The 24,728-nt window shown below is 69.1% G+C and carries 22 protein-coding genes and 3 tRNA genes; 12 read left to right on the top strand and 13 right to left on the bottom strand.

The genetic code is table 11. The features are described from left to right. Positions 1-2 precede the first annotated feature (2 nt). The 4 genes from BN1701_RS24935 to BN1701_RS24920 form a co-directional block, all read right to left on the bottom strand. The gene (locus BN1701_RS24935) at positions 3-737 is read right to left on the bottom strand and encodes a DddA-like double-stranded DNA deaminase toxin (protein WP_054052745.1); all 735 of its coding nucleotides are present in this window, start codon (positions 735-737) and stop codon (positions 3-5) included. A gap of 13 nt (positions 738-750) precedes the next feature. Continuing rightward, positions 751-1,287: a GNAT family N-acetyltransferase gene (locus BN1701_RS24930; protein ID WP_054052742.1), complete on the bottom strand. Its 537-nt coding sequence runs from the start codon at positions 1,285-1,287 to the stop codon at positions 751-753. Between the two features lie 29 nt (positions 1,288-1,316). Continuing rightward, positions 1,317-2,471 (bottom strand): XRE family transcriptional regulator, encoded by a 1,155-nt coding sequence (locus tag BN1701_RS24925; protein ID WP_157368209.1) that lies wholly within the window; start codon positions 2,469-2,471, stop codon positions 1,317-1,319. A gap of 780 nt (positions 2,472-3,251) precedes the next feature. Then, entirely contained in the window at positions 3,252-4,424 is a 1,173-nt protein-coding gene (locus tag BN1701_RS24920; protein WP_054052740.1) for an NAD(P)/FAD-dependent oxidoreductase, read from the bottom strand. Positions 4,425-4,476: 52 nt separating this feature from the next. Here BN1701_RS24920 and BN1701_RS24915 point away from each other — a divergent pair, with 52 nt between their 5' ends. Then, positions 4,477-5,073, top strand: coding sequence for a PadR family transcriptional regulator (locus tag BN1701_RS24915; RefSeq protein ID WP_054052738.1), 597 nt, complete (start codon positions 4,477-4,479; stop codon positions 5,071-5,073). A gap of 40 nt (positions 5,074-5,113) precedes the next feature. Beyond that, positions 5,114-5,848 carry a maleylpyruvate isomerase family mycothiol-dependent enzyme gene (locus BN1701_RS24910; RefSeq protein WP_054052735.1) on the top strand — a complete coding sequence of 245 codons (735 nt, stop codon included), beginning with the start codon at positions 5,114-5,116 and terminating at the stop codon, positions 5,846-5,848. 62 nt (positions 5,849-5,910) lie between these two features. On the opposite strand, the gene BN1701_RS24905 is transcribed toward BN1701_RS24910, so the two are convergent. The 3 genes from BN1701_RS24905 to BN1701_RS24895 all read right to left on the bottom strand — a co-directional run bounded on the left by BN1701_RS24905 (position 5,911) and on the right by BN1701_RS24895 (position 8,766). After that, on the bottom strand, positions 5,911-7,302 hold the full coding sequence (locus BN1701_RS24905; protein ID WP_054052733.1) for a cell wall metabolism sensor histidine kinase WalK: 1,392 nt from the start codon (positions 7,300-7,302) through the stop codon (positions 5,911-5,913). Further along, entirely contained in the window at positions 7,299-7,976 is a 678-nt protein-coding gene (locus tag BN1701_RS24900; RefSeq protein ID WP_054052731.1) for a response regulator transcription factor, read from the bottom strand. Before BN1701_RS24900 ends, BN1701_RS24905 begins: the two co-directional genes overlap by 4 nt. 406 nt (positions 7,977-8,382) lie before the next feature. Then, positions 8,383-8,766, bottom strand: a complete 384-nt coding sequence (locus tag BN1701_RS24895) for a hypothetical protein (RefSeq protein WP_054052729.1) — start codon at positions 8,764-8,766, stop codon at positions 8,383-8,385. Positions 8,767-8,895: 129 nt separating this feature from the next. Between BN1701_RS24895 and BN1701_RS24890 the strand changes: the two genes are divergently transcribed. Next, positions 8,896-10,095 carry an MFS transporter gene (locus BN1701_RS24890; protein WP_172803311.1) on the top strand — a complete coding sequence of 400 codons (1,200 nt, stop codon included), beginning with the start codon at positions 8,896-8,898 and terminating at the stop codon, positions 10,093-10,095. On the opposite strand, the gene BN1701_RS24885 is transcribed toward BN1701_RS24890, so the two are convergent. Beyond that, positions 10,015-10,509, bottom strand: coding sequence for a DUF5134 domain-containing protein (locus tag BN1701_RS24885; RefSeq protein WP_054052725.1), 495 nt, complete (start codon positions 10,507-10,509; stop codon positions 10,015-10,017). The two genes, BN1701_RS24890 and BN1701_RS24885, sit on opposite strands and share 81 nt — an antisense overlap. 256 nt (positions 10,510-10,765) lie before the next feature. On the opposite strand from BN1701_RS24885, the gene BN1701_RS24880 reads away from it, so the two are divergent. From BN1701_RS24880 to BN1701_RS24870, 3 genes are read left to right on the top strand one after another with little or no spacing between them, the layout of a single operon-like run. Then, the gene (locus BN1701_RS24880) at positions 10,766-12,091 is read left to right on the top strand and encodes a hypothetical protein (protein WP_082860040.1); all 1,326 of its coding nucleotides are present in this window, start codon (positions 10,766-10,768) and stop codon (positions 12,089-12,091) included. After that, positions 12,088-13,068: a glutamate ABC transporter substrate-binding protein gene (locus tag BN1701_RS24875; protein ID WP_054052721.1), complete on the top strand. Its 981-nt coding sequence runs from the start codon at positions 12,088-12,090 to the stop codon at positions 13,066-13,068. The genes BN1701_RS24880 and BN1701_RS24875 overlap by 4 nt, the downstream gene beginning before the upstream one ends. A 3-nt stretch (positions 13,069-13,071) precedes the next feature. After that, the gene (locus BN1701_RS24870; RefSeq protein WP_231949697.1) at positions 13,072-15,981 is read left to right on the top strand and encodes a serine/threonine-protein kinase; all 2,910 of its coding nucleotides are present in this window, start codon (positions 13,072-13,074) and stop codon (positions 15,979-15,981) included. A gap of 152 nt (positions 15,982-16,133) precedes the next feature. Here the strand turns inward: BN1701_RS24870 and BN1701_RS24865 are convergent, their stop codons facing one another. The 3 genes from BN1701_RS24865 to BN1701_RS24855 all read right to left on the bottom strand — a co-directional run bounded on the left by BN1701_RS24865 (position 16,134) and on the right by BN1701_RS24855 (position 19,378). Continuing rightward, the gene (locus BN1701_RS24865) at positions 16,134-17,267 is read right to left on the bottom strand and encodes a metallophosphoesterase (protein ID WP_054052720.1); all 1,134 of its coding nucleotides are present in this window, start codon (positions 17,265-17,267) and stop codon (positions 16,134-16,136) included. 9 nt (positions 17,268-17,276) lie between these two features. Then, positions 17,277-17,858 (bottom strand): PaaI family thioesterase, encoded by a 582-nt coding sequence (locus tag BN1701_RS24860; RefSeq protein WP_054052717.1) that lies wholly within the window; start codon positions 17,856-17,858, stop codon positions 17,277-17,279. Positions 17,859-18,178: 320 nt separating this feature from the next. After that, positions 18,179-19,378 (bottom strand): Ig-like domain-containing protein, encoded by a 1,200-nt coding sequence (locus tag BN1701_RS24855; protein ID WP_054052715.1) that lies wholly within the window; start codon positions 19,376-19,378, stop codon positions 18,179-18,181. 377 nt (positions 19,379-19,755) lie between these two features. On the opposite strand from BN1701_RS24855, the gene BN1701_RS24850 reads away from it, so the two are divergent. Next, positions 19,756-19,959, top strand: coding sequence for a cold-shock protein (locus BN1701_RS24850; protein ID WP_054052713.1), 204 nt, complete (start codon positions 19,756-19,758; stop codon positions 19,957-19,959). 88 nt (positions 19,960-20,047) lie between these two features. Here the strand turns inward: BN1701_RS24850 and BN1701_RS24845 are convergent, their stop codons facing one another. Together BN1701_RS24845 and BN1701_RS24840 are read right to left on the bottom strand one after the other, a co-directional pair. Then, on the bottom strand, positions 20,048-20,314 hold the full coding sequence (locus BN1701_RS24845) for a hypothetical protein (RefSeq protein ID WP_231949696.1): 267 nt from the start codon (positions 20,312-20,314) through the stop codon (positions 20,048-20,050). Positions 20,315-20,712: 398 nt separating this feature from the next. Next, positions 20,713-20,922 (bottom strand): heavy-metal-associated domain-containing protein, encoded by a 210-nt coding sequence (locus BN1701_RS24840; protein WP_054052709.1) that lies wholly within the window; start codon positions 20,920-20,922, stop codon positions 20,713-20,715. Between the two features lie 228 nt (positions 20,923-21,150). On the opposite strand from BN1701_RS24840, the gene BN1701_RS24835 reads away from it, so the two are divergent. From BN1701_RS24835 to BN1701_RS24815, 5 genes are all read left to right on the top strand, one after another. After that, a complete protein-coding gene (locus BN1701_RS24835) occupies positions 21,151-21,396 on the top strand; it encodes a hypothetical protein (RefSeq protein WP_054052708.1) in 246 nt (81 codons plus the stop codon). Between the two features lie 497 nt (positions 21,397-21,893). Then, positions 21,894-21,966 (top strand) — tRNA-Glu (locus tag BN1701_RS24830). A 58-nt stretch (positions 21,967-22,024) separates the two neighbouring features. Next, a tRNA-Asp gene (locus tag BN1701_RS24825) sits at positions 22,025-22,098 on the top strand. Positions 22,099-22,180: 82 nt separating this feature from the next. Next, a tRNA-Phe gene (locus BN1701_RS24820) sits at positions 22,181-22,254 on the top strand. A 934-nt stretch (positions 22,255-23,188) separates the two neighbouring features. After that, positions 23,189-24,706, top strand: coding sequence for a sugar transferase (locus BN1701_RS24815; protein ID WP_082860037.1), 1,518 nt, complete (start codon positions 23,189-23,191; stop codon positions 24,704-24,706). The last annotated feature ends 22 nt before the right edge of the window (positions 24,707-24,728 follow it).

Here is a 24,728-nt window from a genome sequence, read left to right as displayed (position 1 = left end):
CGCTATTGCCTCCGTCCTCGATAGGTGCCGCTGCCGCCTGGCCAGTACACCGTAACCTCTTGATCCGGTCGAAGAATTCGGGGCAGCAGTCGGTCGCACGAGAACCTGCCGTCGTCGCAGGGTCGCTTGTTGATCACGAGTGTGACCCGCTTGCGTTCGCTGTCCCGCAGCCGGGCGGCGAACTTGGTTTCCACGTGCGAGGCCGCGAACAATTCTCCGCGCGGCGGACCGATCTGTAGTGCGCGCAGTATCTCTTTGGCGTGCTCGTAGTCTTCGTCCTCGCCGCTGACCACTGGGCCGTGTTCGCCACCATCGTCGTCTATCCAGTATCCAGATGTTTTCTGTCCCGAACCCGAGCGCACGGGCAGTCTGGCCATCAGGTCGGCGATCCTCGGCGCGTCTGTGTCAGCGGTCCGTGGAGGTGGCTGGGCGACGGCAGGTCTGGTGGGCGCGGCTCCGGGCGCTATGTCGACATCGGGCCCAATCAAGTGGCTTACCAGTGCGCCGACCGTGTTCCGAACGGAGGCGAACATGCCGTGCAGCCGCTCCAGTTCGCCGAGTACGTCGGACAGGCCTGCGGCGGCTTGGTGGATGTCCGGCTGACCGCTGGTCGCGGCCAGTGGCGCGAGGAGCGCATGGGCGTCACGAAGATGGCCCAGCGCCACGGTGATCAGTTCGGACGGAAGCAGACTGAGTCCGTGCTCAAGATCTGCGGCGACGTCGTCCGCTCCCGCCACCAGCTGCCCTCACCTAGTTGTCGCTGGTTGGTCCAGCGAGGATGGAGTAGAGCTCTGAGTCGCGCCAGGCGCCGTTGGTGTGGACGTGGTCGCGGAGTCGACCTTCATAGGTGAATCCGAGCCGCCGGATTACGGCCAGGGAAGCGGTGTTATCCGGTCCTATGGCGGCGGAGATTCGGTGTAGGCCGAGTTCGCTGAACCCGTAGTCGATCAGCGTGCGTGCGGCGTCGGTGGCGTAGCCGTTTCCCCAGTGATCGGCTGCGATCGCGTACCCAAGTTTGGCGGCCTGCACACCGCCGAGACCCAGTCGGGCGAAGCCGACGAGTCGATCGTCGGCAGGGGTGGCAACGGCCAGGTAGTACTCGGTGCGAGGCGACAGCCGAGCACGTTCGATCGCGCCCGCGAGGCGTGCCGCCTGTGTGTCGCGGTCGAGCGAGTCGAATGACAGGAATTTGGTGACCTTGTCGTCGCCGACGACCGCGAGTGACGCGTCAAGGTCGTCTTCCCTGAACTCGCGCAGCCGGATTCGTTGACCGTGTAGCTCGACCATGACAGCACCGTAGCGTCCGGGCTGAACCATCAGCCTGGAATGGCCAGGCGTTCCGCGGTGAAGACCTCGATCGCGTCGCGGAGTCCAAGCGCGGTTCGGTCGGTGCCTGCGTCGGCAGGGATCGCCCGACGCACGTAGTCGATCGAGGCCATCACTCCGTGCGTGCGCTGCGATGGCGGCATGGCGAGCACGGGCTTGAGCGCGTCGCCTGCGCCGTCGAATTCGCCCCGGAGCGTTCGGGCGATGGCTAGGTCGCAGCGAGTTCCGGCTTCGTCGCCGAACGCCCGGTCTCGATCGTCCGCCATGGCGTATGCGGTGAGGGCTTCGGTGGCCAAGCGATCGGTTTCGGCGGCTGTCTCCTTCCCGCCCCAGGTGAGTGCGTCGGCCGCGTAGTAGAGCTGGCGTGGGTGGCTGAATGTGCACACGCCGCCGAGCGAGTCGAGTTCGTCGGGCACGACTCGGTCACGTGCGTCCCGGGCGCGTTCGATCGCTTGGCGTGCCTCATCGATTCGGTTGAGCGCGGCCAGTGTCCTGGCTTGTCCGCTGGCCAGCCATACGGCGGCGGTGCCAGTGGTGTGGTCCGCCGCTTGGATGCCGAGTTCGGCGTACCGGGCGGACTCGGTGAAGTCGCCGGACCAGTACGCGATGAGCGTCTGCAATCCACGGGTCCACGCACGTAGCCCGTTATGACCTGCGTTGTCCGCGCACGCGTAGGCGGCACGAGCCTGCGTCATCGCGTCGTGGGGTGCACCCAGGTCGTGTGACGCGCGCGCCATCAGGCCGGATGCGACGCCTGCGAGCAAGTACAGGTCGCGCATCTGGTCGGGCCGTTGGCGTCGCTCCAGCAGGGCGAACACCCGGGTCTGGGTGTCAGCCATGTCGCCGAGGATGCGTTCCAGCGGCACCTGCTGATAGGCGGTGACCAGCCTGCGCACGTCGTCGGTGACCTGGTCCATCGTTTCGCTTCCCACGTTGCTTGCCTCCGCTTTGATCAAGAACTCGCGCGCTCGGTCCGCGCACATGGAGATCACCTGGCCTTCCCAGTCAGTCCGCGCGTTCCCCCTCAGCGGCACCATCGGGACCGTCGCCGGGGTGATGACGTGGCCATAGGGCGGGCCGAAGAGGCGGGTGACCGGCTCGCCGAACATTCGTTCCAGCGCGGCCTGTGCGTGGGGATAGGGCATCCCGCGAAGCTGACCCGCGACCCAGCGATATGCCTGCCGCTCACTCAGACAATCACCGGTCGCGTCCTGATAACGCGTGCGGAAATCGCGCAACGTCATGTGCCGCTGACCGAGCAATTGCTCCAAGCGCGTCCGAGCGCCCCCGCCATCAGCCATGCCCCGCGCCCCTTGGTCGTGGTGTCCCCAATTCACGGTACGACCGCTCGGCCGAGGTCGACAGCCGTCCGGCCAAGAAGTCACCAGATGGCGCGACATGTCAGTGACCGCGACGTACGGCGGTCATCCGTGATCAGCCGACGCTTCGACGGATAGGGGAAACCACAGGAGGAGTCAGGATGGGCGCAAGCATGTGGGTGTTGATCATCATGGGCGGAACGGCGGCGTTGACCGTCGGGCTGGCCACGCGGGACATTCGACGGAGGCGACCATGAGCGCGCCGGTCCGTGGCCGTCCGCCGGTGATCTGGTTGACCTGTCTGGACCGCTGTGATCACGCGGTGCGGGATGAGGAGTTCGCGGGCAATCCCTCGGGAGTGTTCGAGGCGGTGTGCGGCGCAGACGTGGTGCCCGCGTCGTCGCACTGCGCGCCGCGCCCGCCGTGCGGGTCGTGCGGTCGCTTCGTAGTGGAGTGGGCACGGTCGCACCCCGCTCTTCGTCACGCACAGCCATCGTGGTGGGCGCGACTGTGGGGACGCTGATGACGGGCGGCGAGACGCGATCAGCGCCGCTGCTGTGTTGCCCAGGTTGGGCGGGATGCCTTGCGAGCGTTGCGTCTCCCGGGTCACCCTACCCGCTCCTCCCAGCGAGGTTCGTAGTCGTAGATCCAGTTCAGGTCCGGTGTCGGCATGAACCGAAACACCACCGGCAGCATCATCCGCCCAAGCACGCCAGGTGCCTTCCCGCTCCCGTTGCGCTTGCCCTGTGCCACAACCCGTTCCACTCGGTCGCGCCGCAACGACTCGTAGGCGGCGAATGCCTTGGACGTTTCCGGGATGTCGCGCAGGCAGCGGGCCAGTTCGATCGCGTCCTCCATGGCCATGGAGGCGCCTTGGCCTGCGGAGGGGGCGGTGGCGTGGGCGGCGTCGCCGATTATTGACATTTGGTTTTTGTGCCAAGTGGGGACGTTGGGGTAGTCGTAGGTGCTCCAGCAGGGGGCGATGGCGGGGGTGGCGTTGATCAGGTCGTTGATCAGGGGGTCGTCGTCGGCGAACAGGGTCAGCAAGCGCTTGCGCCATTCCTCGGGGCCGATCGCGGCTAGTGCGGTTCGATCCAGCTCCGTGCGTTGTGGTGGGTTGGCGAACCACCACACCGAGCCGTCCGGGCTTGGGGTGTAGCCGAAGAAGGCGCGCTTGCCGAAGATCATCTGGGCGGTGCCCACCGGGGTCTGCACCTTGACGCCCTCGGCGTAGCCGCCTGTGTTCAGGTACGGGACATAGCGCGGGGCGGGGGCGTTGGGGTCGATGATCGTTCGGACTCGCGATTGCAGGCCGTCGGCGCCGATCAGGGCGTCGCCGGTGGCGGTTGATCCGTCGTCGAAACGGGCCGTCACTACGCCGTCGTGAGTCTCCGCGTCGATCAGGCGTTTGCCGTATTCGAAGGGGATGCCTCGACGTTCGGCTTCGTCGCGTAAGGCGCGGTAGAGGTCGGCTCGTTTGAGGGTGATGGGCGTGGGGGCGTCTGGGTTGGTGCCCGCCATGGAGATCTCCAGCAGGCGGCGGCCGCCGCTGAGGGACAGGCGGATATCGGGACTTTCGAAGCCCTCGGCCTGGATCAGCTTGTCCAGGCCGAGCACCCGCAGCGCGCGCAGGCCGTTGGGGGCCAGGCCGAGGAAGGCGCCGACGCCGTCCGCCGTGTTTTGGTAGGCCTCGAAGACGGTCGAATCGATTCCGGCTTCTTGAAGGGCCATCGCGGTCACCGGGCCCGCGATGCCGCCACCGATGATAAGAAAAGTCATGAGATGACCATACATAATATGACTAGCTGCGGGCAACCGTTAAGCTGATCTCATGCCCAGTCGGTCCGACCGACCCTCGCCGCTCGCACTTGTGTTGCTCGTGCTGCTGGCCGAGGCGCCCATGCACCCCTATCGGATGCGGGAACTGCTGCTCGAGCGCGGCAAGGACCGGGTCGCCAACGTCGCGCAGCGCAACAGCGTCTACCAGACGATCGAGCGGCTCGACCGGGTCGGGCTGATCCGGGTCCGGGAGACCGCCCGGGACGAGGGCAGGCCCGAGAGACGCGTCTACGAGCTGACCCCCGATGGCCGCAACACCCTCGGAGAGTGGCTGACCTCGATGCTCAGCACCCCCGCCCGCGAGTTCCCCGAGTTCCCCGCCGCCTTGGCCTCCGTGCTGGTCCTCGGTGCCGCCGAGGTGGCCGACGCGCTGCGGCGGCGCGCGGACACGCTGGAGCGGGACCTGAACGAGACCAGCGCGGTGCTGGCCAAGCTCGCCCTGCCGAGGATCGTCACGCTCGAAGAGGAGTACGCCCAGGCCGTCGGCCGCGCCGAGGTGACGTGGCTGCGCCGGGTGGTGGCGGACTTCGACTCCGGTGAACTCGGCTGGACCGAGGAACTCCTACGCGCCATGATCGACGGGCATTAATCCGAGGCGGACTGTCTTACCCGCGTGATTGGGTGTCGCCATGGACTACCTCGATTGCCTTGCCGCCGACTACATCCGCCTGCGGGCTGTCGCGGAAACCGACCTCGACGCCCCCGTGCCGAGCTGTCCCTCATGGACGATGGCCGACCTGGTCCGCCACGTCGCCGAGGTCTATCAGCACAAGACCGCCGCCATGAAGAACAACGCCTTCCCGCGCCCGTGGCCGCCCGACCTGACCGGCCGCGCCCCGATCGAGGTGCTGGACGAGTCGTATGAGGCACTGCTGGAGCAGTTCGACGAACTCGAACCCGAAGACGAGCGGATCACCTGGTACGCGCCGCAGCAGACGGTTGGGTTCTGGCAGCGGCGGATGGCGCAGGAGACCGTGATCCACCGCATCGACGCCGAACTGGCCGCCGGGGTCGACTCCGAGCAGGTGCCCGACGCACTGGCGGTCGACGGCATCGATGAGGTCCTGCACCGCTTCCTGGCCTACTTCAGCTCCGAGGAGCCCGAGGAGTTCGGCGAGAGCCTGACGTCGCTGGCCGGTCAGCGGGTCGCGGTCCGCGCGGGCGACCAGACCTGGATCGTCGACCTCCAGCCGACCGGCGTCAAAGTCGGCACCGATGGCGGCTTCGACGCCGCCGTGTCCGCCGACCCGGACACGTTGCTGCGCTGGCTCTGGCGCCGCGTCGACCTCGACGCGGTCACCGTCGAAGGCGACGCCGCTGCGGTCAAGGCGCTCTACGCCGTGCTGGAGGACGCCACGCAGTAAGCGTCTGGCTCGCTCTGGGAAGAACTGTCCACTGACCAAACCGGGGCGGCGGCCGACCACGGTTACCGCCTATCCGCACCATTCCCGTCATCGGCGACCAACCTTTGAATTCCGGGGAGGCGGAAAGAGAACGCGGCCCCGCCTTCTGGGGCGGGGCCCGCGTCGATAGACCCACCCATCCGCACGACCAGCCCGTGCACCAAGGCGAGTCCGATGCCCGTGCCCACCGGCCGCCGCCCGCTGTAGCGCGCGTTCAGCACGCCGCGCTCGAAGGCGACCGGGTACTCCTCTGGCGCGAGCCCGGGGCCGCCGTCGCGGACCTGGATCACCGCGGCGCCTTGCCCGACCGCCAGCGCGAGCACCATCGGCCTGCCCGTCGGGGTGACCCGCAGCGCGTTCTCCGCGAGCCCGTCGATCACCTGGCGCAACCGGCGCGGATCCGCGTTCACCCACACTGGTCCGGATACAGCCTCTACCGAGAACCGCACCCCGGCCGCCGCGCACCGGGTCTCCCACACCGTCGCCGTGTCGGCCACCAAGGCCGCCAGGTCCACGGGCACCACGTCGAGCCGGAAGTCGTCCGCGCCGAGGCGGGCCAGGTCGAGCAGGTCGCTGACCAGCCGGTCCAGCCGATCGGCCTCGGCCCCGATCGTGCGCCCCGCCGCCGGGACCGCGTCGCCGGTCACCACCCCGTCTGCCAGTGACTCCGCGAAGCCTTTGACCGCCGTCAGCGGAGTCCGCAGCTCGTGGGAGACCGACAGCAGGAAGTCCCGCTGCCGGGCCTCGCTGCGCTGCAAGGCGTCGGCGAGTTCGTTGACCGACGTCGCCACGTCCGCCACTTCCCGCGGTCCGTCGACGGGCGCGCGCAGGTCTCGGCGGCCGTGGCTCATCGAGGCCGCCACACCGGCCGTCCGGCGCAAGGGCCGCGACAGCAGCCGGGCCAGGATCAGGCCCGCGACCGCGGCCACCAGCAGACCGATGCCGAGCGCGACGGCGATGTTGCCGATCAGCTTGCGGCCGGTGTTCTTGGCCGTCTCGGTCTCCCGGACGAGCCCGATCGCGCCGCGGTCCTCGACCGGGCGCAGCTCCACCAGCAGCGTCCGGCCGCCGACCTCCACGGTCGTGTGCACCGGTCCCGTCAGGTTGGTGATGCCCGCCTGCCGGGTCGCCCGCTCGGCGGTGGCGTCGGTGCCGACCACGTTCCCGTTGGGCCGCACCTGCACCACCGCGACGCCTTGGCCGGAGAGCACGTCGACCACTCTGCGCAGGCCGATCCTGCTGTCGGCGAGCTGGCTCGCCACCACGTCGGCCTGGTCGGAGAGGGTCTGCCGGGTCACCTCGCGGGCTGTCGACACGACCAGCCGCGCCGAGATCAGCCCGCCGACGATGGCCACGACGCCCGCCACCAGCAGACACAGCGCGGTGATCCGGACCGCGATCGACCCGCGCCTCACTGGCGTTCCGCCGAGTAGCCGACGCCGCGGACCGTCCTAATCGGACTGGACGCGCCGAGTTTCGCGCGCAGCTGGGCCACGTGCACATCGACGGTCCTGGTCCCGGCCGCCGCCGCGTAGCCCCAGACCGCGCTCAGGAGCTGGGCCCGCTCGAACACCTGGCCGGGGCGGCGCATCAGGTGGGCGAGCAGGTCGAACTCGGTGGAGGTGAGCGCCACCTCACCCGCGTCCGTCCACACGCGACGCGAGCCGAGGTCGAGGCGGATCCCGCCCGCGTGCAGCACCTCGGCCGCGCCGGGCCCGTTGGCCCGCCGCAGCACCGTGCGCACCCGCGCGACCAGCTCGCGCGGGCTGAACGGCTTGGTGACGTAGTCGTCGGCGCCGAGTTCGAGGCCCAGGACCCGATCGACCTCGTCGTCGCGAGCGGTCACGAACAGCACCGGCGTCCAGTCACCGTCGGCCCGCAGCGCGCGACAGACCTCGATGCCGTCCAGCAGCGGCAGCCCGATGTCAAGGATCACCGCCACCGGCTTGACCTGCCGCGCCGCCGCCAGCGCCGCCCGGCCGTCACCCTCCACCCGCACCCCGAACCCGTCGCGGCGCAGGTAGAGCGAGACCAACTCGGCGATGGCCGGGTCATCCTCAGCCACGAGCACAAGCCCGCGAGACTCCATGTACTCGACCCTACCTATCCGCTCAACACCAACCGCTCACACTCACACCTATCGCTCCACCCCACCTGTGGCCCCACCAACCCGTGGCCCACCAACCGCAAGATCCGGTGTCAGATGCCTGTTTGGGTGGTTCGCCTTGATTTGGGGGAAATGGGCCTAAAATCGCGGTGCGGGTGAGGTTCCTTGAGCTCGCCTTTTGACCCGCACAGGCCCATTTCTAGGGGTCCCCAAATCAAGGCGAACCACCCAAACAGGCACAACGACTAATCCCCAGCCATCTCCGACTCGATCGCGTCCAGAGTGGACTCAATCTGATCAATGTCGCCCGTAGTCGGGGTCGAACCGCCCGTGCCCCCGTTACACGCCACGCACGCCAGCAGCAGCGCGACGACCGTCAGCGCCCGCTTCACTTGGCACCGCAGTGCTTGGCTTGGAAGTCGGTCACCCAACCCTTGATCTTGGTGAGCTGGTCGACCCGCCCCGCGCGCCGCTCGGCCTTCTCCTCCAGCAGGTTCGCCGTGGCCTCGCGGCCCGCCGCGCGCTCCTTCTCGGCGCGGGCCTTGAGCCAGGCGACCGAGCCGCGGGTGTTCGCGTCGGCGTTGATCCGCTCCAGCAACTTGGTGACCCGCTGCTCGGACTTCGGCAGCCGCTTCTCGCACAGGTGCTGCACCTGCTCCGGGCTCAGCGTGATCGTGACCGGCTCGCTCGGCTGCGCCGCCGCGACGCCCGCGCCGGTCAGGCTCATGCCCACCGCGATGGCCGCCGCGGCCGCCCACTTGTTTGCCCGCATGGTGATCCTCCCTTGACGATCTGATGACATGACTGTCACAGGGCTGGGTAAAAGCCCCGCCTGGGCTGTGTTCGGGTTCGGTAAAGGTCGGCCATTGACGAAGATATGAAACCGATTCACACTGACCCGATGCCGAGCTCCCGCTGGACCGTGGTCGTCGCGTTCGCGCTGGTCGGCGTCGCGACGCAGGTGTGCTGGCTGGCCTACGCCGCCGTCACGACGATGGCCGCGGGCCACTACGGCGTCACCGACCAGGCGATCGGCTGGCTGGCGAACATCTTCCCGCTGCTGTTCGTCGTCCTCGCCGTCCCGGCCGGGTTCGCCCTCGACCGCTGGTTCCGTCCGACCCTGGCCGTCGGCACGGTCCTGCTCGCGGTCGGCGCGGCCGTCCGCACGGTGTTCGACACCTACGACGCCGCGCTCGCCGGGCAGGTCCTCGCCGCGGTCGCGCAGCCGATCCTCGCCAACGCGATCACGCGGGTGGCCGCGGGCTATCTGCGGCCGGACGACCGTCCGCTGGGCATCTCGATCGGCGCGGGCGCGACCTACGTCGGCATGATCGTCGCGATCGGCATCGGCACGGCGATCCCGTATGACGTCGAGCTGGTCGTCGGCCTCGGCACTGGGATCTCCGTGGTCACCGCGGTACTCGCGCTGACCGCATTGCGCGTCGCGCCGCCGTTCCACGGCGACCGGGCGCCCCAGGTGTCGGTGCGCGCGGCGTGGAAGGTGCCCGCGGTGCCGCTGCTGTCCGTCGTGGTCTTCCTCGGGATGGGCGTGTTCGTCTCGCTGGCCACCTGGCTGGAACCGCTGCTCACGCCCGCGGGCATCAAGGCCGACGTCGTGGGCATGGTCATGCTGGCGATGCTCGTGGCAGGCGTCGCGGGCTGCGCGCTCGTTCCGCCGCGGGCCGCGCGCCACCGCGCCGAGCGCACCGCCTTGTCGCTCACCGGAGCCGTCGTCGGCGTCGCGTGCCTGCTGCTGGCCGTCGCGCCCGCCGCCGTTACCGGGTTCGTCGCGGCCGTGCCCATCGGCTTCCTGCTGCTGTCCGCGCTGCCGGTCGCGTTCACGTTGGTCGAGCGGACCGACTCGGCCGCGGCCGGGACGGTCACCTCGCTGCTGTGGATGGTCGGCAACGCGGGCGGGCTGCTGTTGTCCTTCGCCGTCGGCTATCTGCTCGACACGCCGTGGCTCGCCTTCGGCCTGTTCGGCGCGCTGATGCTCGTCGCGCTGCTGTTCGCCCGGCGGCTACAGCAGGGCCACGATCAAGCCGCCGGTGCCCAGAGCCATGACGCCTCGGCACCCGGCAGCCACGCGGCGGTCGACTGAGGCCAGCTGCGGCGCGACGCGGACGGCCTGCACCGCGAAGTACGCCACGAACACCCAGCCCAGCAGCGGCAGCGCCGCGTCACCGGCCATCGGCGGACTCCACGCCGCCGCCATCGCGTGCGGGGAGTGCGGGACCGCGGTGAGCATGTAGAGCATGGCCAGGCCCCCGACCGCGTGGTCGAACTCGCCGCGAGCCGCGAACCAGACCGTGACCAGCAGGAACACGGCCTGCCAGCCCGCCATCGGCAGCGGTCCGCCGACCGGGGAGCACATCACGGCCATCCCCGTGGCCATGAGCGCGTCGGACGCGGCGACCGTGCGGACCCGCTGGTCGGGGCCCGCCAGCCGGGCGACCGCGTGCGCGGCCACCCCCACGAACGCGGCGGTCAGCAGCCAGCCAAGCCAGGCGGGCACGGGCTTACTTGGCGGTGCTGTCGCTGGTCATGTCCCAACGGTCCCAGGGGCGGGCGCGGCGAACCAGGGAGCAATCAGGGGACTAACCGGGTGCGGCGGTGACGCTCGGTGCCTGCGGCTGCGCCGCAGGTGAGCTGGCGGATGGCTGGTCACCGCCACTAAGTTCATTCAGACAGGCCAAGCTGGCGTCACAGCCAGGTAACCGCCGGGGGAAAGCGGGCGTCGTGGACGGGTTCGTGTTGTTCACTGTTCCCTCGTGGACGTTTCCGTGTTGACCGCTGAGGCCACGCGGGTCTCGCCGCTGCGCCGGGTGACCCGCTCCGCGGCGACCACGCCGGGCAGGCTGTCGGTCATCGCGGTGGGCCTGGTCGTGCTGACCCTCTTCACCGGCCTGTTCGGCGGGCTGACCCTGCAGACCAAACAGGACACCCTCGACGAACTCGTCGACCACCGGGAGCCGCTGACGGCGGCCGCGCAGCTGATCTACCGCTCGCTGTCGGACGCCGACGCGACCGCGGCCAGCGCGTTCCTCTCCGGCGGCGTTGAGCCCGCCGCCCTGCGCACCCGCTATGAGTACGACATCGCCCAGGCGGGCGCGGCGCTGGGCAAGGCGTCCTCCGACGTCGGCGACGACTCGCTGGCCGCCGAGCAGGTGAACGTGCTGTCCCAGCAGCTGCCGGTCTACACCGGCCTGATCGAGACCGCGCGGACGAACAACCGCCAGGGCTTCCCGGCGGGCGCGGCCTACCTGCGCGAGGCATCGGGCCTGATGCGCGCGAAGATCCTGCCCGCGGCGGAGAAGCTCTACGAGATCGACTTCGACCGGCTCAAGGCGGGTCAAGCCGAGGCGCGGTCATTCCCCTGGTTCACGCTGCTGCTGACCGCGGGTCTGCTCGGCGCGCTGATCGCCACGCAGCTGTACCTGACGCGCAAGACGAACCGGCTGATCAACGTCGGGTTGCTGGTCGCGTCGGTGGCTGTGGGGGTGGCCCTGGTCTGGGGCACGGTCGCGCTGCTGGTGAGTTCCGCGCAGGTCGCCGACGGCGAGCGCAACGGGTCCGACCAGGTGGATGTGCTGGTGCAGGCCAGGATCAACTCGCTGAAGTGCCGTGCCGACGAGACGCTGACCCTGGTCGCGCGCGGCGACGGTCCGGGCTACGAGAAGGAATGGAAGGAACTCGCCGTCACCTTCAGCGGTGACGGCGACGGAAACCTGCTGCACCAAGCCCAGGCGCTGGCGTCGAGCCCGGCCCTGTCCGGCGAGGTCCAGCAGGCGGTGGAGAACGCCGACGCCTGGGTCGCCGCCCACCGCAAGATCCGCGAGCTCGACGACGGCGGCCAGTACGAGGGCGCGGTGGCCATGGCCATCGGCGGCGCCCCGGACAGCGCGGCGACCGCCTTCGGCAAGCTCGACAAGAACATGATCACGGCTCTGAACGCTGGCCGCGAGGAGTTCTTCATCCAGACCAAGCGCGGCGGCCAGGCCCTCACCGGCCTCGTCCCCGGCGTCGCCATCCTCGCCCTGCTCGCGGCGGCTGGGGTCGCGCTGGGGATCCGCGAACGACTGCGGGAGTACCGATGACCCGAATGAGGCGCCTGACCGCGGGTCTCGCGCTCGCGCTGTTGGCGGCCGGGTGTTCGGCCACCGGCAGGCCGGTCGACCTGGCCTCGATCGCCTCCGCCCAGCGCCCGGAACCGGTCGGCGTGGTCGTCAACCCGCCCGCCACCACCGGCGCGGCGGCCCAGGTGCCCGAGTGCGATCCGGCTGCCAGCCTGCGTCCGGCGGGCCTGCCCGGACCGGGCGCGATGCCCGCCGGGTCGACGATGCGCACCATCCAGGACCGCGGGCGGCTCATCGCGGGGGTGGACCAGAACACGTTCCTGTTCGGCTTCCGGGACCCGACCAGCAACACCATCGCGGGCTTCGACATCGACCGCGTCCGCGAGATCGCCGCGGCCATCTTCGGCGACCCGAACAAGGTCCAGTTCAAGGTCATCACCTCCGCCGAGCGCATCCCCGCCCTGCAGAAGGGCGAGGTCGACATCGTCGTGCGGACGATGACCGCCACCTGCGCCCGCTGGGTCGACATCAACTTCTCGGCCATCTACTACGTCGCGGGCCAACGCGTCCTGGTCGACAAGTCCTCCCAGATCACCGGCGTCGACCAACTCGGCGGCCAGCGCGTCTGCGCCACCAAGGGCTCGACCTCGCTCAACAAACTCCGCGAATCCCCCGCGCCGCCGGTCGCGGTGGCCGTGGACAACTGGTCGGACTGCCTGCTGATGCTGCAACAGGGCCAGGTCGCGGCGGTGTCAACGGACGACACGATCCTCGCGGGGATGATCGCCCAGGACCCCAACGTGAAGATGGTCGGCGCCCGCTTCACCCAGGAGCCCTACGGCATCGGCATCCCCAAGGCCAATGTGGACATGGTCCGCTTCGTCAACGCGGTCCTCGAAAAGTCGATCAACAGCGGCTCCTGGGCGACCAGCTACGGCACCTGGCTGACCGAGGCCGTCGGCCAGGTCGCCCCCCCGACGCTGAAGTACCGGGACTGACACATGACACAGTGGACTCCACCAGACGAAACCCCGGACGACGCGGCCAAAACCGCCGAGTGGACGGCCCCCGGCGACACCCGCGCGGGCCAGACCCCGGCCAGTGGCGACCGGCCGGGCACCGGGCCCGCGGCCCGCGGACCGATGCCCGCCGGGCAGGGCCCGCAGCGGCAGGATCAGCCATGGACACCCCAGGGCGGCGCGGGTGGACCGCGCCCGTATGGCCAGCAACAGGGTGGGCCCCAGGGCGCGCAGCCGTGGTCCGGCAGGCCGCAGCACGGCCACGCCGCCCAGCCGCCGCACCCGGGTTCTGGTGCGCCGCAGTCGCACCAGGCGGGCGGGGCCGCACCGGCACCGTATGCAGGCTCTGCCGCGCCGCAGTCGCAGCGTGCCGGTACCGGGGCGCAGCAGCCGCCGCGGCCGGGTGGGCAGGCCGGGCAGTGGCAGGGTGGGCCGCCTTCCGGCGCCCAGCCGCCCCCTGGTGCGCAGGGTTGGCCGACCCAGCCACCCCCGGCCAGGCCGAGTACCAGCGGCTCGCCCTACCCGCCGCAAGGCAGGCCGGAGCAGGGGGCGAACCGGCCCACGCATCCCGGCGCCGGATCCTCTTACCCGCCAAGCGGATCCCGTCAGCCGCCGCTTCCGCCGGTGGCGCCAAGGCAGCCAGGTGTCCTGCCGGACACCGCATTGTCGGAGGACGAGCCGCAGCCGACCAGTGTGCTCGGCATGCACACGCTCACCCAGAGCATCGTTCCGCCCAAGCCGGAGGAACCGCAGCCGCACACCCACCACCTCGCGCCCGCCACGTCGTCCGGTCCGGTCACCGGCTCCGGGTCCTTCCCCGGCACCGGCAGGCGCACCGGGTCGCGGTCCAGTGGGCGCGGCAGGCTCGGGGCCGGGCTGGTCGACGTGCCGGTCGTGCCGGTCAAGGATCCGGCCAGTGCCGTCCTCGACGACCCGGTCGTCGCCGAGAACAAGCGGTTCTGCAACAACTGTGGGGCGCAGGTCGGCCGCGGCGTCGACGGTGAGCCCGGTGCGGCCGAGGGCGAGTGCGGCAAGTGCGGGCAGGCGTTCAACTTCCGGCCGCGCCTGTTCCAGGGTGACCTCGTCGGTGGGCAGTACGAGGTCCTCGGCAGCATCGCCTATGGCGGCCTCGGCTGGATCTACCTCGCCAAGGACCACAACGTCAGCGACCGCTGGGTCGTCCTCAAAGGAATGATCGACACCGGCGACGCCACCTCCATGGCCTCCGTGGTGGCCGAACGCCGGTTCCTGGCCGAGGTCGAGCACCCGAACGTCGTCAAGATCTACAACTTCGTGCAGCACCCGGACCCGGTGACCGGGTCCGAGGTCGGCTACATCGTCATGGAGTACGTCGGCGGCCAGTCGTTGCGCCAGCTCGCGCTCTCGCACCACCGCGAGGCGGGGCGGGCCGAGCCGCTGCCGATCGGGCAGGTGATCGCCTACGGGCTGGAGATCCTGCCCGCCATCGGCTACCTGCACAGCATCGACATGCTCTACTGCGACCTCAAGCCGGACAACGTGATCCAGCACGGCGAGCAGCTCAAGCTGATCGACCTCGGCGCCGTGCGCAAGACCGACGACTATGAGAGCCCGCTGTTCTTCACCGCGGGCTACTCCGCGCCCGAGTTGGCCACCGAGGGTGCCACCGTCGCCTCCGACATCTACACGGTCGGCCGCACCCTCGCTGTCCTCTCGATCGAGTTCGCCGGCTACACGACGCGCTTCAAGCACACCCTCCCCGGCCCGGACGCCGAGCCGCTGTTCGCGCTGTTCGGCAGCTTCTACCGCGTCCTCAAGCGCTCCACCCACACCGATCCCGCGCAGCGCTTCACCTCCGCGGAGGACATGGCCGACCAGCTGACCGGCGTGCTGCGCGAGGTCATGGCGCTGGGCACCGGCAGGCCCCGGCCCGGACTGTCCACTGTGTTCGGTGTGGAGACCAGGACCTTCGGCTCGACCGTGGCCGAGGGAGCCGATCCGCTGCCCACCCCGGCCCCTGGCGACGTCGTCACCGTGCTGCCGCTGCCGCTCGTCGACACCGACGACCACGCCGCCGCGGTGCTGGCCAGCATCACCGCGACCGAGCCCGCCGAGCTCGTCGCCGCGCTGGCCGCGGCGCCGCAGGATTCGGTCGAGGTGCGGTTGCGGCTGGTCAAAGCTCGGATAGAGCAAGGAGATCTGCGGGCCGCGTCGTCCGAATTGGACTCCGCGCGCAAGCTGGTGACCGACCCGGCCGACTGGCGGCCGCACTGGTACCGCGGGCTGATCGCGCTCGCGGGCCGCTCGCCGAAGGCCGCGCGGGAGTCGTTCGAGCGGGTCTACGACGCGGTGCCAGGTGAGATGGCGCCCAAGCTGGCGCTCGCGGTCAGCGCCGAGTTCGACAACGACCACTTCGCCGCCGCCCGGTTCTACGAGCTGGTCTGGCGCACCGACCACTCCTACGTCAGCGCCGCGTTCGGCCTGGCCCGGGTCTACCTGGCCCAGGGCGCGCGCAACGGGGCGATCGAGGTGCTGCACTCGGTGCCGGACACCTCCAGCCACCACGTCGCCGCCCAGGTCGCCGCCATCAAGATCAAGACCAATGCCGCGTCGGCGCCGATCACCGATATCCACGACGCGGCCAAGCGGCTGGAGCGGCTCGCGCTGGACGCCGAGCGCCGGACGCGGCTGTCGGCGGAGGTGCTGGAGGCCGCGCACGGCTGGGTCAAGGCGGGCAAGCCAGGCGCCGCGCCAGGGACGTCGAGCGTGCTGGGCTGCGACCTGTCCGAACGCGAGCTGCGCTTGGGGCTGGAGCGGTGCTACCGGGCGCTGGCCCGGCTGGCGGGCACTACCGAGCAGCGCCACGAACTGGTCGACCGGGCCAACGCGATCCGCCCGCGCACCCTCACCTAGATGATTGATTCCTAACTATCACCAGGTCTCGACCGGCCCACGACGCCGCTGCCCGCGTTGCAGGAACAGCCACGTACAACCCGGTACGCGCGCTGTCCCTGCGCCTTGGCAGCGACGCCGTGGACCAGCCGATACCAGGCGATAGTTAGGAATCAATCATCTAGTTCCAACACGGTGATGTCCGGCGGTGCCCCGACCCGGACCGGCGGACCCCAGAAGCCCGCGCCGTTGGTCACGTACAGCCAGGTGTCGTCGACCTTCGACAGCCCGGACACACCGGGCTGCTGGAGGCTCACGATGTGGTGGAACGGGTAAAGCTGCCCGCCGTGGGTGTGGCCGGACAGCTGCAGGTCGACGCCCGCGCGCGCCGCCGACTCGACCTGGACCGGCTGGTGGGCGAGCAGCACGACCGGCTTGGCCGAGTCCCGGTCGCGCAGGGCAGCGCCGAAGTCCGGGCCGTCGTCGAAGGACTCGCCGGTCACATCGGTCACGCCCGCCAGGTCGAACGACGCGCCGCCGCGGGTGATCTGGGTGCGCGAGTTGCGCAGGTAGTGCAGGCCGAGGCGGTCCAGCTCAGTGATCCACTGCTCATGGCCGGAGTAGTACTCGTGGTTGCCGGTGACGAAGAACGTGCCCTCGCGGGAGACCAGGTCGCGCAGCGGCTCGGCGGCGTGGCCGAGTTCGGCGACGGTGCCGTCGGCCAGGTCGCCGACCATGGCCACCAGGTCCGGCTCGGTCTCGTTGATCATCCGAACCAGGCGCTCGGTGTGCGCGCGGCCCAGGATCGGCCCGAGGTGGATGTCGCTGACCACCGCGATCCGGAACCCCGCGAACGCCGGGTCGAGCCTGCGGATCGGCACCGTCAACCGCTTGACCTCGGGTGCGCTCAGCGCCGAGACCATGCCCGCCCCCACGACCGTCGGCGCCGCCACTCCCGCCACCACCGCCGCGCCGCGGGCCAGGAACAGCCTGCGGCTCTCGTCGACCGGCTTGCCCCGGTCCCGCAGCCGCAGCACCAGCCGCGGCACTTCGAGCACCAGCAGCGCGACGAACATGTAGAACATCAGCGCGATCCACAGGTAGCCCGGCCAGGCCAGCCACCGCCCCGCCTCGATCCCGATGAACCTGGGCAGCACGAGGGACGCCACGGCCAGGACCGCCAGCCCGACCACCGCCGTCGCCCCAGCCACTCTGGCCCGCCTGGACCGAGCGGTGTCGCGGACCAGCCGCTTCCACAGGTAGAGGTGCAGGAGGGTGAAGACGACGAAGACGATAAGGAAGAACACGCTGTCAGCCTACGGATTGATCTCGAACGGCCGGTGGCTCAGCAGACTCGGGTCCTCGGTCACGGCCCGCAGGTCTTCCTTGCGCCCATGGGTGACGAAGTGACTCAGATCGACCACCACGAACAACGCCGTGGCCCGCACCGCCACCGGCCCATCCGGCGCGTCGATCCTGCCGTCGGCGCTGACGTAGACCTTGCGGCCCGCCTGCCCGTCGAGGTGGGCGTCGATGAACAGGGTGGTGCCCACAGGGACGGGGCGGAGGAACTCGGTGGAGAGCTTGGCGGTCACGGCCGGGGTGCGCAGCAGGTTGCCGACGGTGGTGCCGAGCGCTTCATCGAAGGCGCAGGCCAGGAGGCCACCGTGGGCCAGACCGGGGGCGCCTTGGTGGGCCTCGGTGACGGTGAACTTGGAGAGGATCGAGTGGCCCGCACCGACTTGGGCGCGCAACTGGAGACCGTCCTCGGCCTCGTCGCCGCAGCCGAAGCAGAAGGCGTAGTGCGGGGGGAGGTCGGTGCCCGCGTCCGGTGCGTCCGGGTGGCGTTCGGGCATCTCGGTGGCCACCGGGGGCCACGGTTCGCGGAGGCGGGTCATCACTGAAGCGTAAGTCGGTGTCCTTTGTGGCCTGGCACACGCTGTGGGTTGGGGGTCCGCCGGGGTCCGCACCATCGGGTGAAACTGGGCGATCACGCTGTGCCCGGGGCCCCTACGACGGCCCCTGTGGGGAAAAAGCGGTGGCGGATAAGGCACCCCACACGCCAAGCAGCTTAGGGGCCGTCGTCCCCCCAGACACAGCGTGATCGCCCAGTTTCACCCGATGCTGCTCAGGCGGAGGGTGCGGTTTGGTGTGCCTTGGAAATGGTGAGGCCACCGCCGAAGTCCTGCGGCTTCGACGGTGGCCTCGGGTGTTTAGATCAAGCTGATTCGGCTGAGAGGGTTTGCCACTTCTCCCAGGTCAGGGCCCAGTCGTAGTAGTCGCCGTCCTGTGCGCCGAGTTGCTGGGTGCTGCCGGTGATCTCCACCGGGTCGCCGGGGAGCACGGTGTCGTAGTAGATCTTGGCATTGGCCGGGGCCAGGTTGATGCAGCCGTGGCTGACGTTCTGCTTCCCCTGGGCGTAGATCGACGGGGCGTAGCCGTGGATGAACTCGCCGTTGTTGGAGATTCGGACCGCCCACGGGACGACCACGTTCGAGTAGTTGTACTTGGGGTTCGTCATCGAGTACGTGGCGTGCTTGCTCATCACCACGTGCGTCCCGCTCTTGGTGACGCGGCCGGGGTCGGACTCCAGGCCGTAGCTGACCGGGAAGTCCGCGGTCTGGCCCGCGTCGGTGACCACGACCATGCGGTGGGTCTGGGTGTTGCCCTGGACGATCTGGCGCCTGCCGATGGTGAACGTGGAGGTCACGTCGTTGCGGCCGTAGGCACCCCCACCCATGGCGACGCCGTACAGGTCGGCCGTGACGGTGACCTTCGTGTTGGCCGCCCAGTACACCTTGGGCCGCCAGTGCGCGGAGCGGTCGTTCAGCCAGCCCCAGGCACCCTCGGTGGGGACCGACGTCTCCACCTTCATCGCCTTCTGAGCGGCGGCCTTGTCCTTGACCGGCGCGTCGAAGGTGACCGCGATGGGCATGGCGACGCCGTAGGTCTGGTTGTCGCCGGTGTTGATGCTGGCCTTGATCTGGCTCTTGGGCTTGACCGTGGTGAAGGTGCCGGAGACCTCGGCGGTCTTGCCGTCCTCGCCGATCGCCGAGCCGGACCAGGTGTAGGACTTGCCGTAGCCAAGGTCCTCGCCGACCGTCCACGACTTCTTGTCGGCGGCGAGCTCCCCCTTGACCTTCTTGCCCTCCGCGTTGGTCAGCGTGACCTGCTCCAGGGTTCCGTCGGCGACGGTAACCGCGATGGGGCCGCCGGGCGCGACGTCCTTGGCGTCGCCCTCCGGGGAGGCGGTGATCTTGACCGACCGCTTCCCCTGTCCGACCGAGCCGCCGTTGGCCGACGCCGCTGTGGCCGGGCCGGTGGTGGTGCAGCCGCTCAGAGCCAGGACCGTCACCAGTCCCGCGCCGAGCAGCGCCGCCGGGAGCCACCTTCTCCCCGAGTGTCCGCGCCTGTCCATCGCCGCTCCCCTTCCCCCCGAAACCTGACATCTCTAACGACGTCTTCGCCGAGGGAATAGTTGGCTGGACAAACCTGTGACGCGCATCACATTTAACCCGGAGGTGATCTTGGCCCGAGAGCGACCGGATCTGTTCGGAGCGTGTCCGAGCAGATCACCCGCATGGACTAGCGGGGTGCCCGTCAGGCCGTAGTGCGGCCCACGACATCTCGATATTCTTTGCCCTGCAGGCCGTAGCTTCTGTGTTCGTGCTTTCCACGCTCGCGGAACGAGAACGCGGGCGCGCTGCTTTCCGTCGCAATGGGCGGGAACACCGCCCGAGGGCGGCCCGGGGCTGCACGGTGCAGCCCTAAGCTCCTGCGATGGAGGCAGGTTTTATGGCACAGGGCACTGTCAAGTGGTTCAACGCCGAGAAGGGCTTCGGATTCATCGCGCAGGATGATGGTGGCGCCGATGTCTTCGTGCACTACTCGGAGATCCAGTCCAAGGGATTCCGGTCCCTTGAGGAGAACCAGCGAGTGGAGTTCGAGGTCGGCCAGGGCACCAAGGGCCCGCAGGCCACGAACGTCGTCCCGCTGTAAGTAGTCGCAAGCACGCGAGAGCCCCCCGGTCGCCCACGACCGGGGGGCTCTCGCGTTGGCTGATGTGTGGTGGGTGGTGGGGAACCGGTCAGGAACGCTGGAGCTGCTGGGACTCCCACTCCAGGCGCTGCATGACCCACTCCTGGGCCAGGGCCATGGGGGAGGTCTGCCGGTAGGCGGCCAGCTCGCGCAGGCGCTCGTTGGCCATCAGCGACAGGCGCAGCTGGTAGACCTCGGCGCCGCCGAAGCGCCTGCCGGAGGCGGTGGTCTCGGCGTCGCCGTCCGGGGCCAGGGCCGCCAGGTATGACTCGAGCTCTTCGTCGGGCAGCAGCTCCTCGCTCTGCTCGCGCTGCACGGTGCGGTGGCGACCCGTGTTGGTACCGACCGCTCTGAGGTCGGTTCGGCTACGTCCAAACGAGGGAAATGGCACCGGAAGAGGATAACGAACAGGTTGCGAGGCCGCGCGCGTTGTGACCGGCGACACACCGCACGGCCGGGTGAACCTGCCCACCTTCGCCGCGGGCACCGCGCTGACCTGCGGACATGGAGAGGCCCCCGCGCCAGGGGGAGGAACGCGGGGGCCGGAGGGGATCTCCACAGGCGCTGACCGGGGGTTTGTCAGCACCACGATTGTTGCACGCGCACTCGTCCTGCGGGAGGGGCTGAGTGGGAAAATTCGAGGGAAAATGTTCACCTGAAGTTCGCATTGCATCGCGACAAGTGACGCGGTAAAGACCCGTCGAGCGTGGTCGATCAAGCGGTGAGCTGGAAGCCCGCAACGGTGACCGCGGCCTCGATCTGGCCCCGGTCCAGCGCGTCCGCACTGGTCACGGTGACCGCGCCGGTCTCGAGCACCACGGCGACATCGGTGACGCCGGAGACCTCCGACAGTTCCTCGGTCACCGAGCTGACGCAGTGGCCGCAAGTCATGCCGGTGACGGTGTAAACGGTCTGAACTGACACGTGCGGTCCTCTCGAAGGGTGGTTCGAACGCCACCGACTATACCCCTAGGGGGTACGGGGTGGCGAGTTCGCCGCCCACGTGCCGGTGAACCTCTGGCAAACCTGGGGGTGCGTTGGGTAAATCGATCACGTACCGCTACCGAGTGTGCCCACGGTTCACTCTGCGGGGGGCTGTGAGCGCCGCGACTTCTCTCATAGCCTCACGCCAACACAATTCGGGGAGGCGTTATGAGCGGGTCACTCGAAGTGCGGTCGTTCCTCTTGCAGCAAGACAGCCTGGGCACCTCCGGGCAATTCTCGACCGGCGTGCCCGCTCCGCGGTCGGGTGAGTCGGCGCGGGTCTCCGACGATCAGGTGCAACGCGCCAGGCTGGCCGTCGCACGCGGCTCGACAAACGTCAAGGACTGCCGTGAACTGCTCGAAATGCTCGGGCTGGTCGACGGCGACGACGGGCTGCCCGCGGTTCGCAGGTAGCCGATCGACGACGGCCGCGGGGCGGGTGCCGCCACCCCGCGGTCGTTTTCGATCAAGGAATTCCGCGGCGGGTCCTAGCTAATTTCCGGAGCGGCCGCCACCCCTATCGCGGATTCACGACGAGCTCGGAAGATCGTTTATTTCGCGGATCTTCGGCCGTATTCACCGTCTGTGATCATGCTTGATCGAGCGTGACGCCCGACGCGTCCGCCTGTTTGATGACGCCGTTTTGAAATGGACATCGCGCACGAGGGTCGGTTGTCGCGGTCGCTCGACAGCTCCCGCGATCGCCGATCCCATCGCGTTGCGCGGCCCGCGCCCTTCCTGATCGCCGGTTGGGCCCGAGTTGGGCGGCGTTCGCGCAGGTCAGAGCGGTTTGGGTAACCCGTTTTGGAGACCAGTGGGGGTGTGCCCTAAGCTATGCCTTGCTCCCAGCGAAGACCGGAAACGGTGGCCACTGGAAGCGCAGTCGATCGGTCCGCCCGAGCGGTGGTCGGGCTCCCATCGTCTAGCGGCCTAGGACTCCGCCCTTTCAAGGCGGCAGCGCGGGTTCGAATCCCGTTGGGAGTACGCAGTAAAGCTAGGCAGTGACAGCAGTACAAGTGACAAGCAGTACAGCAGTAAGCAAGGCCCAGTGGCGCAGTTGGTTAGCGCGTCGCCCTGTCACGGCGAAGGTCGCGGGTTCGAGTCCCGTCTGGGTCGCAAGCTACATCCGCGGTGCGGTGTCGGTGGGATCGAAAGGATCCCACCGGGGTCGCACCGGTTTGGTTTGTGGCGGCGTTATGGCCAGGTAGCTCAGTTGGTACGAGCGACCGCCTGAAAAGCGGTAGGTCGGCGGTTCGACCCCGCCCCTGGCCACAGTGTTGAACAGGCAAACGCCCCTCCCGTGACCGGGAGGGGCGTTTCTGTCTCAGTCGGGTCGATCGATGATGCGCCGACCGGTCTGGGTGGCAGAGCTCTCGATCAGGCCGCCGATGTGGCTGTCACGGCTGGAGTGATCACGATCCTGACTGGCCGGTAAGCGCGTGCTTACCTGACGAGCGGGCCCCGGAGAGAGGGTTTCTCCGGGGTCCGTTTCGCTGTCCGGGACTTTCGGCCCTCACTCGAAAGAGTGAACTCCCTCGGGTAGGCGCTTCGTCGCCCGCGGTGATCGGCTCGATGGCCTCGGGCCGAGCGGGTGTGGGCCAACGCACAAAGGTGAGGATTTCCCATACTAACCAGAGTCTGATCACGCTCCGTGGCTGACCCGGTGATCGGCAAGATGGCCTCGTCCGCGGTCGCGCGACGGGAAAATTCCCTGGTCCAGGCCATGAAATCAGGCCATACGGTGGTTAGTGAATAGTCAACCGGGCTTTGATCGAACGGACTAACCGTGGCGATCAACCAGGCGGACCAGGTGTCGCGACAGTGCGTGGTCAGCCCGGTGTTCATGGTCCAGATATACGCTTAGTCACGTGCTAGAAGGTCCTCTATGGACTGTCTCAAGAGATCATGGCAAGTACGTTGACCTGCGAAGTTGATCGCGAAAGTATCAAGAACAGGCAACGCTGAGTACTACGCAGCGTGTAGCGCGGTGCCAGGCAACGGCCCGTGCCGTCAAACGGGTTACCAAGAAACTAACCCTCCGTGTAACGACGGCGGGGAGGGAAACGAATCAGCTAACGCAGCCAGAGTCCGATCAAAGCGGCTCGGACGGATGGCGCAACCTAGGCAATTCCAACAGACGCACTAGGGCCCGCGGGGATGCCCTGTGCCCGTGCACGCCCGATCCGGCCGAACCGGGGGATACACGATGCGTGACCAAGTGGGGTTTCCACGCAGACGAGCGACGTTATGGCCCGCGCCTGAGCGGGTCCGTCGTGCGCGGACACCCGGACTTGTCCTGCCCGCTGGGGAGCCGGGCCAGCCACCTGTCGCCGGGTGGGAGCCGCGTTACCGCACCGGCGTGATCCTCGGCGACCTGTTCGCCATGCTCTTCGGGGTGCTGGTGGTCGGCAGCCTGGTCTCCGGCAGCACAGTGCCCGGCCCCAGCGTGGCCATGATCGGCGGCGCGACGTTCGTGGTGCTGCTCGGCTCGCTGATGGCCAACCGGTCATGGAACCTCGCCGTGCTCGGCCAAGGCGCCGAGGAGTTCCGCAGGCTCGGCCGCGGCATCGCCGCCGCGGCGGTCGTGCTGGCACTCGGCGGCCTGCTCTTCGACATCCAGTCGATCCGGCCGTGGGTCTTCATCGTCATCCCGGCGACCGCGCTGGTCGCCTTCCCGATGCGGTACGCGCTGCGGCAGTTCCTGCACCGCGCGCGCCGTGAGGGTCGCTGCCTGCTGCCGGTCATGGCCGCGGGCAGCGTGGAGACCGTGCGCGACCTGATCAGCCGCACCCGCGCCACCCCGCACCTTGGCTGGCGGGTCGACGCGGTCTGCACCCGCGACGGCCTCGCCGAGTTCGACAGCGACCTCGAAGGCGTGTCCGTGGTCGGCGAGCTCTCCGACCTGGCCACCCACGTCCGCCGCGGCGGCTACCGCATCGTCGCGGTCACCCCGGACCAGTACTGGACGCCCAAGCGGCTGCAGAAACTGGCTTGGCAGCTGGAGGGCAGCGGCGCCGAGATGGTCGTCGCTCCCGTGCTGATGGAGGTCGCCGGTCCGCGGCTGCACGTCGACGCGGTGCTCGGCATGCCGCTGCTGCGCGTCTCGGCGCCGTCGTTCACCGGGGTGCGCCGGGTCGTCAAGGACATCGTCGACAAGGTCGGCTCGGCCATTCTGCTCACCCTGCTGTCCCCGCTCATGCTGGTGGTGGCGGCGGCGATCGTGATCGACAACGCGGGGTCGCCGTTCTACAAGCAGCGCCGCGTCGGCAAGGACGGCCGCGAGTTCACGATCATCAAGTTCCGCACGATGGTCAAGAACGCCGACAAGTTGGTCGCCCAGCTCGCCGACAAGAACGAGGGCAACGGCCTGCTGTTCAAGATGCGCAAGGACCCGCGCATCACCCGCGTCGGCACGACGCTGCGCCGCTACTCCATCGACGAGCTGCCGCAGCTGTTCAACGTGCTGACCGGATCGATGTCGCTGGTCGGGCCGCGGCCGCCGCTGCCGGAGGAGAGCGCGCGGTACGCCCCGGACGTTCGCCGCAGGCTGCTCGTGAAGCCGGGGCTGACCGGGCTGTGGCAGGTCAGCGGGCGCAGCGACCTATCGTGGGACGACTCGGTCCGCCTGGACCTGCGTTATGTGGAGGACTGGTCACTCGCGCTCGACGCGGTGATCTTGTGGAAGACCTTCCGGGCCGTGTTCAGCGGCCAGGGAGCGTACTGAAGGACACCCGGTGGGGGCCGGG

It is taken from the genome of Alloactinosynnema sp. L-07 (assembly GCF_900070365.1).
GTDB lineage: Bacteria > Actinomycetota > Actinomycetes > Mycobacteriales > Pseudonocardiaceae > Actinokineospora.
The sequence above is the reverse complement of the archived record's forward strand: the minus strand, read 5'-3'. Positions and strand labels throughout refer to the sequence as shown.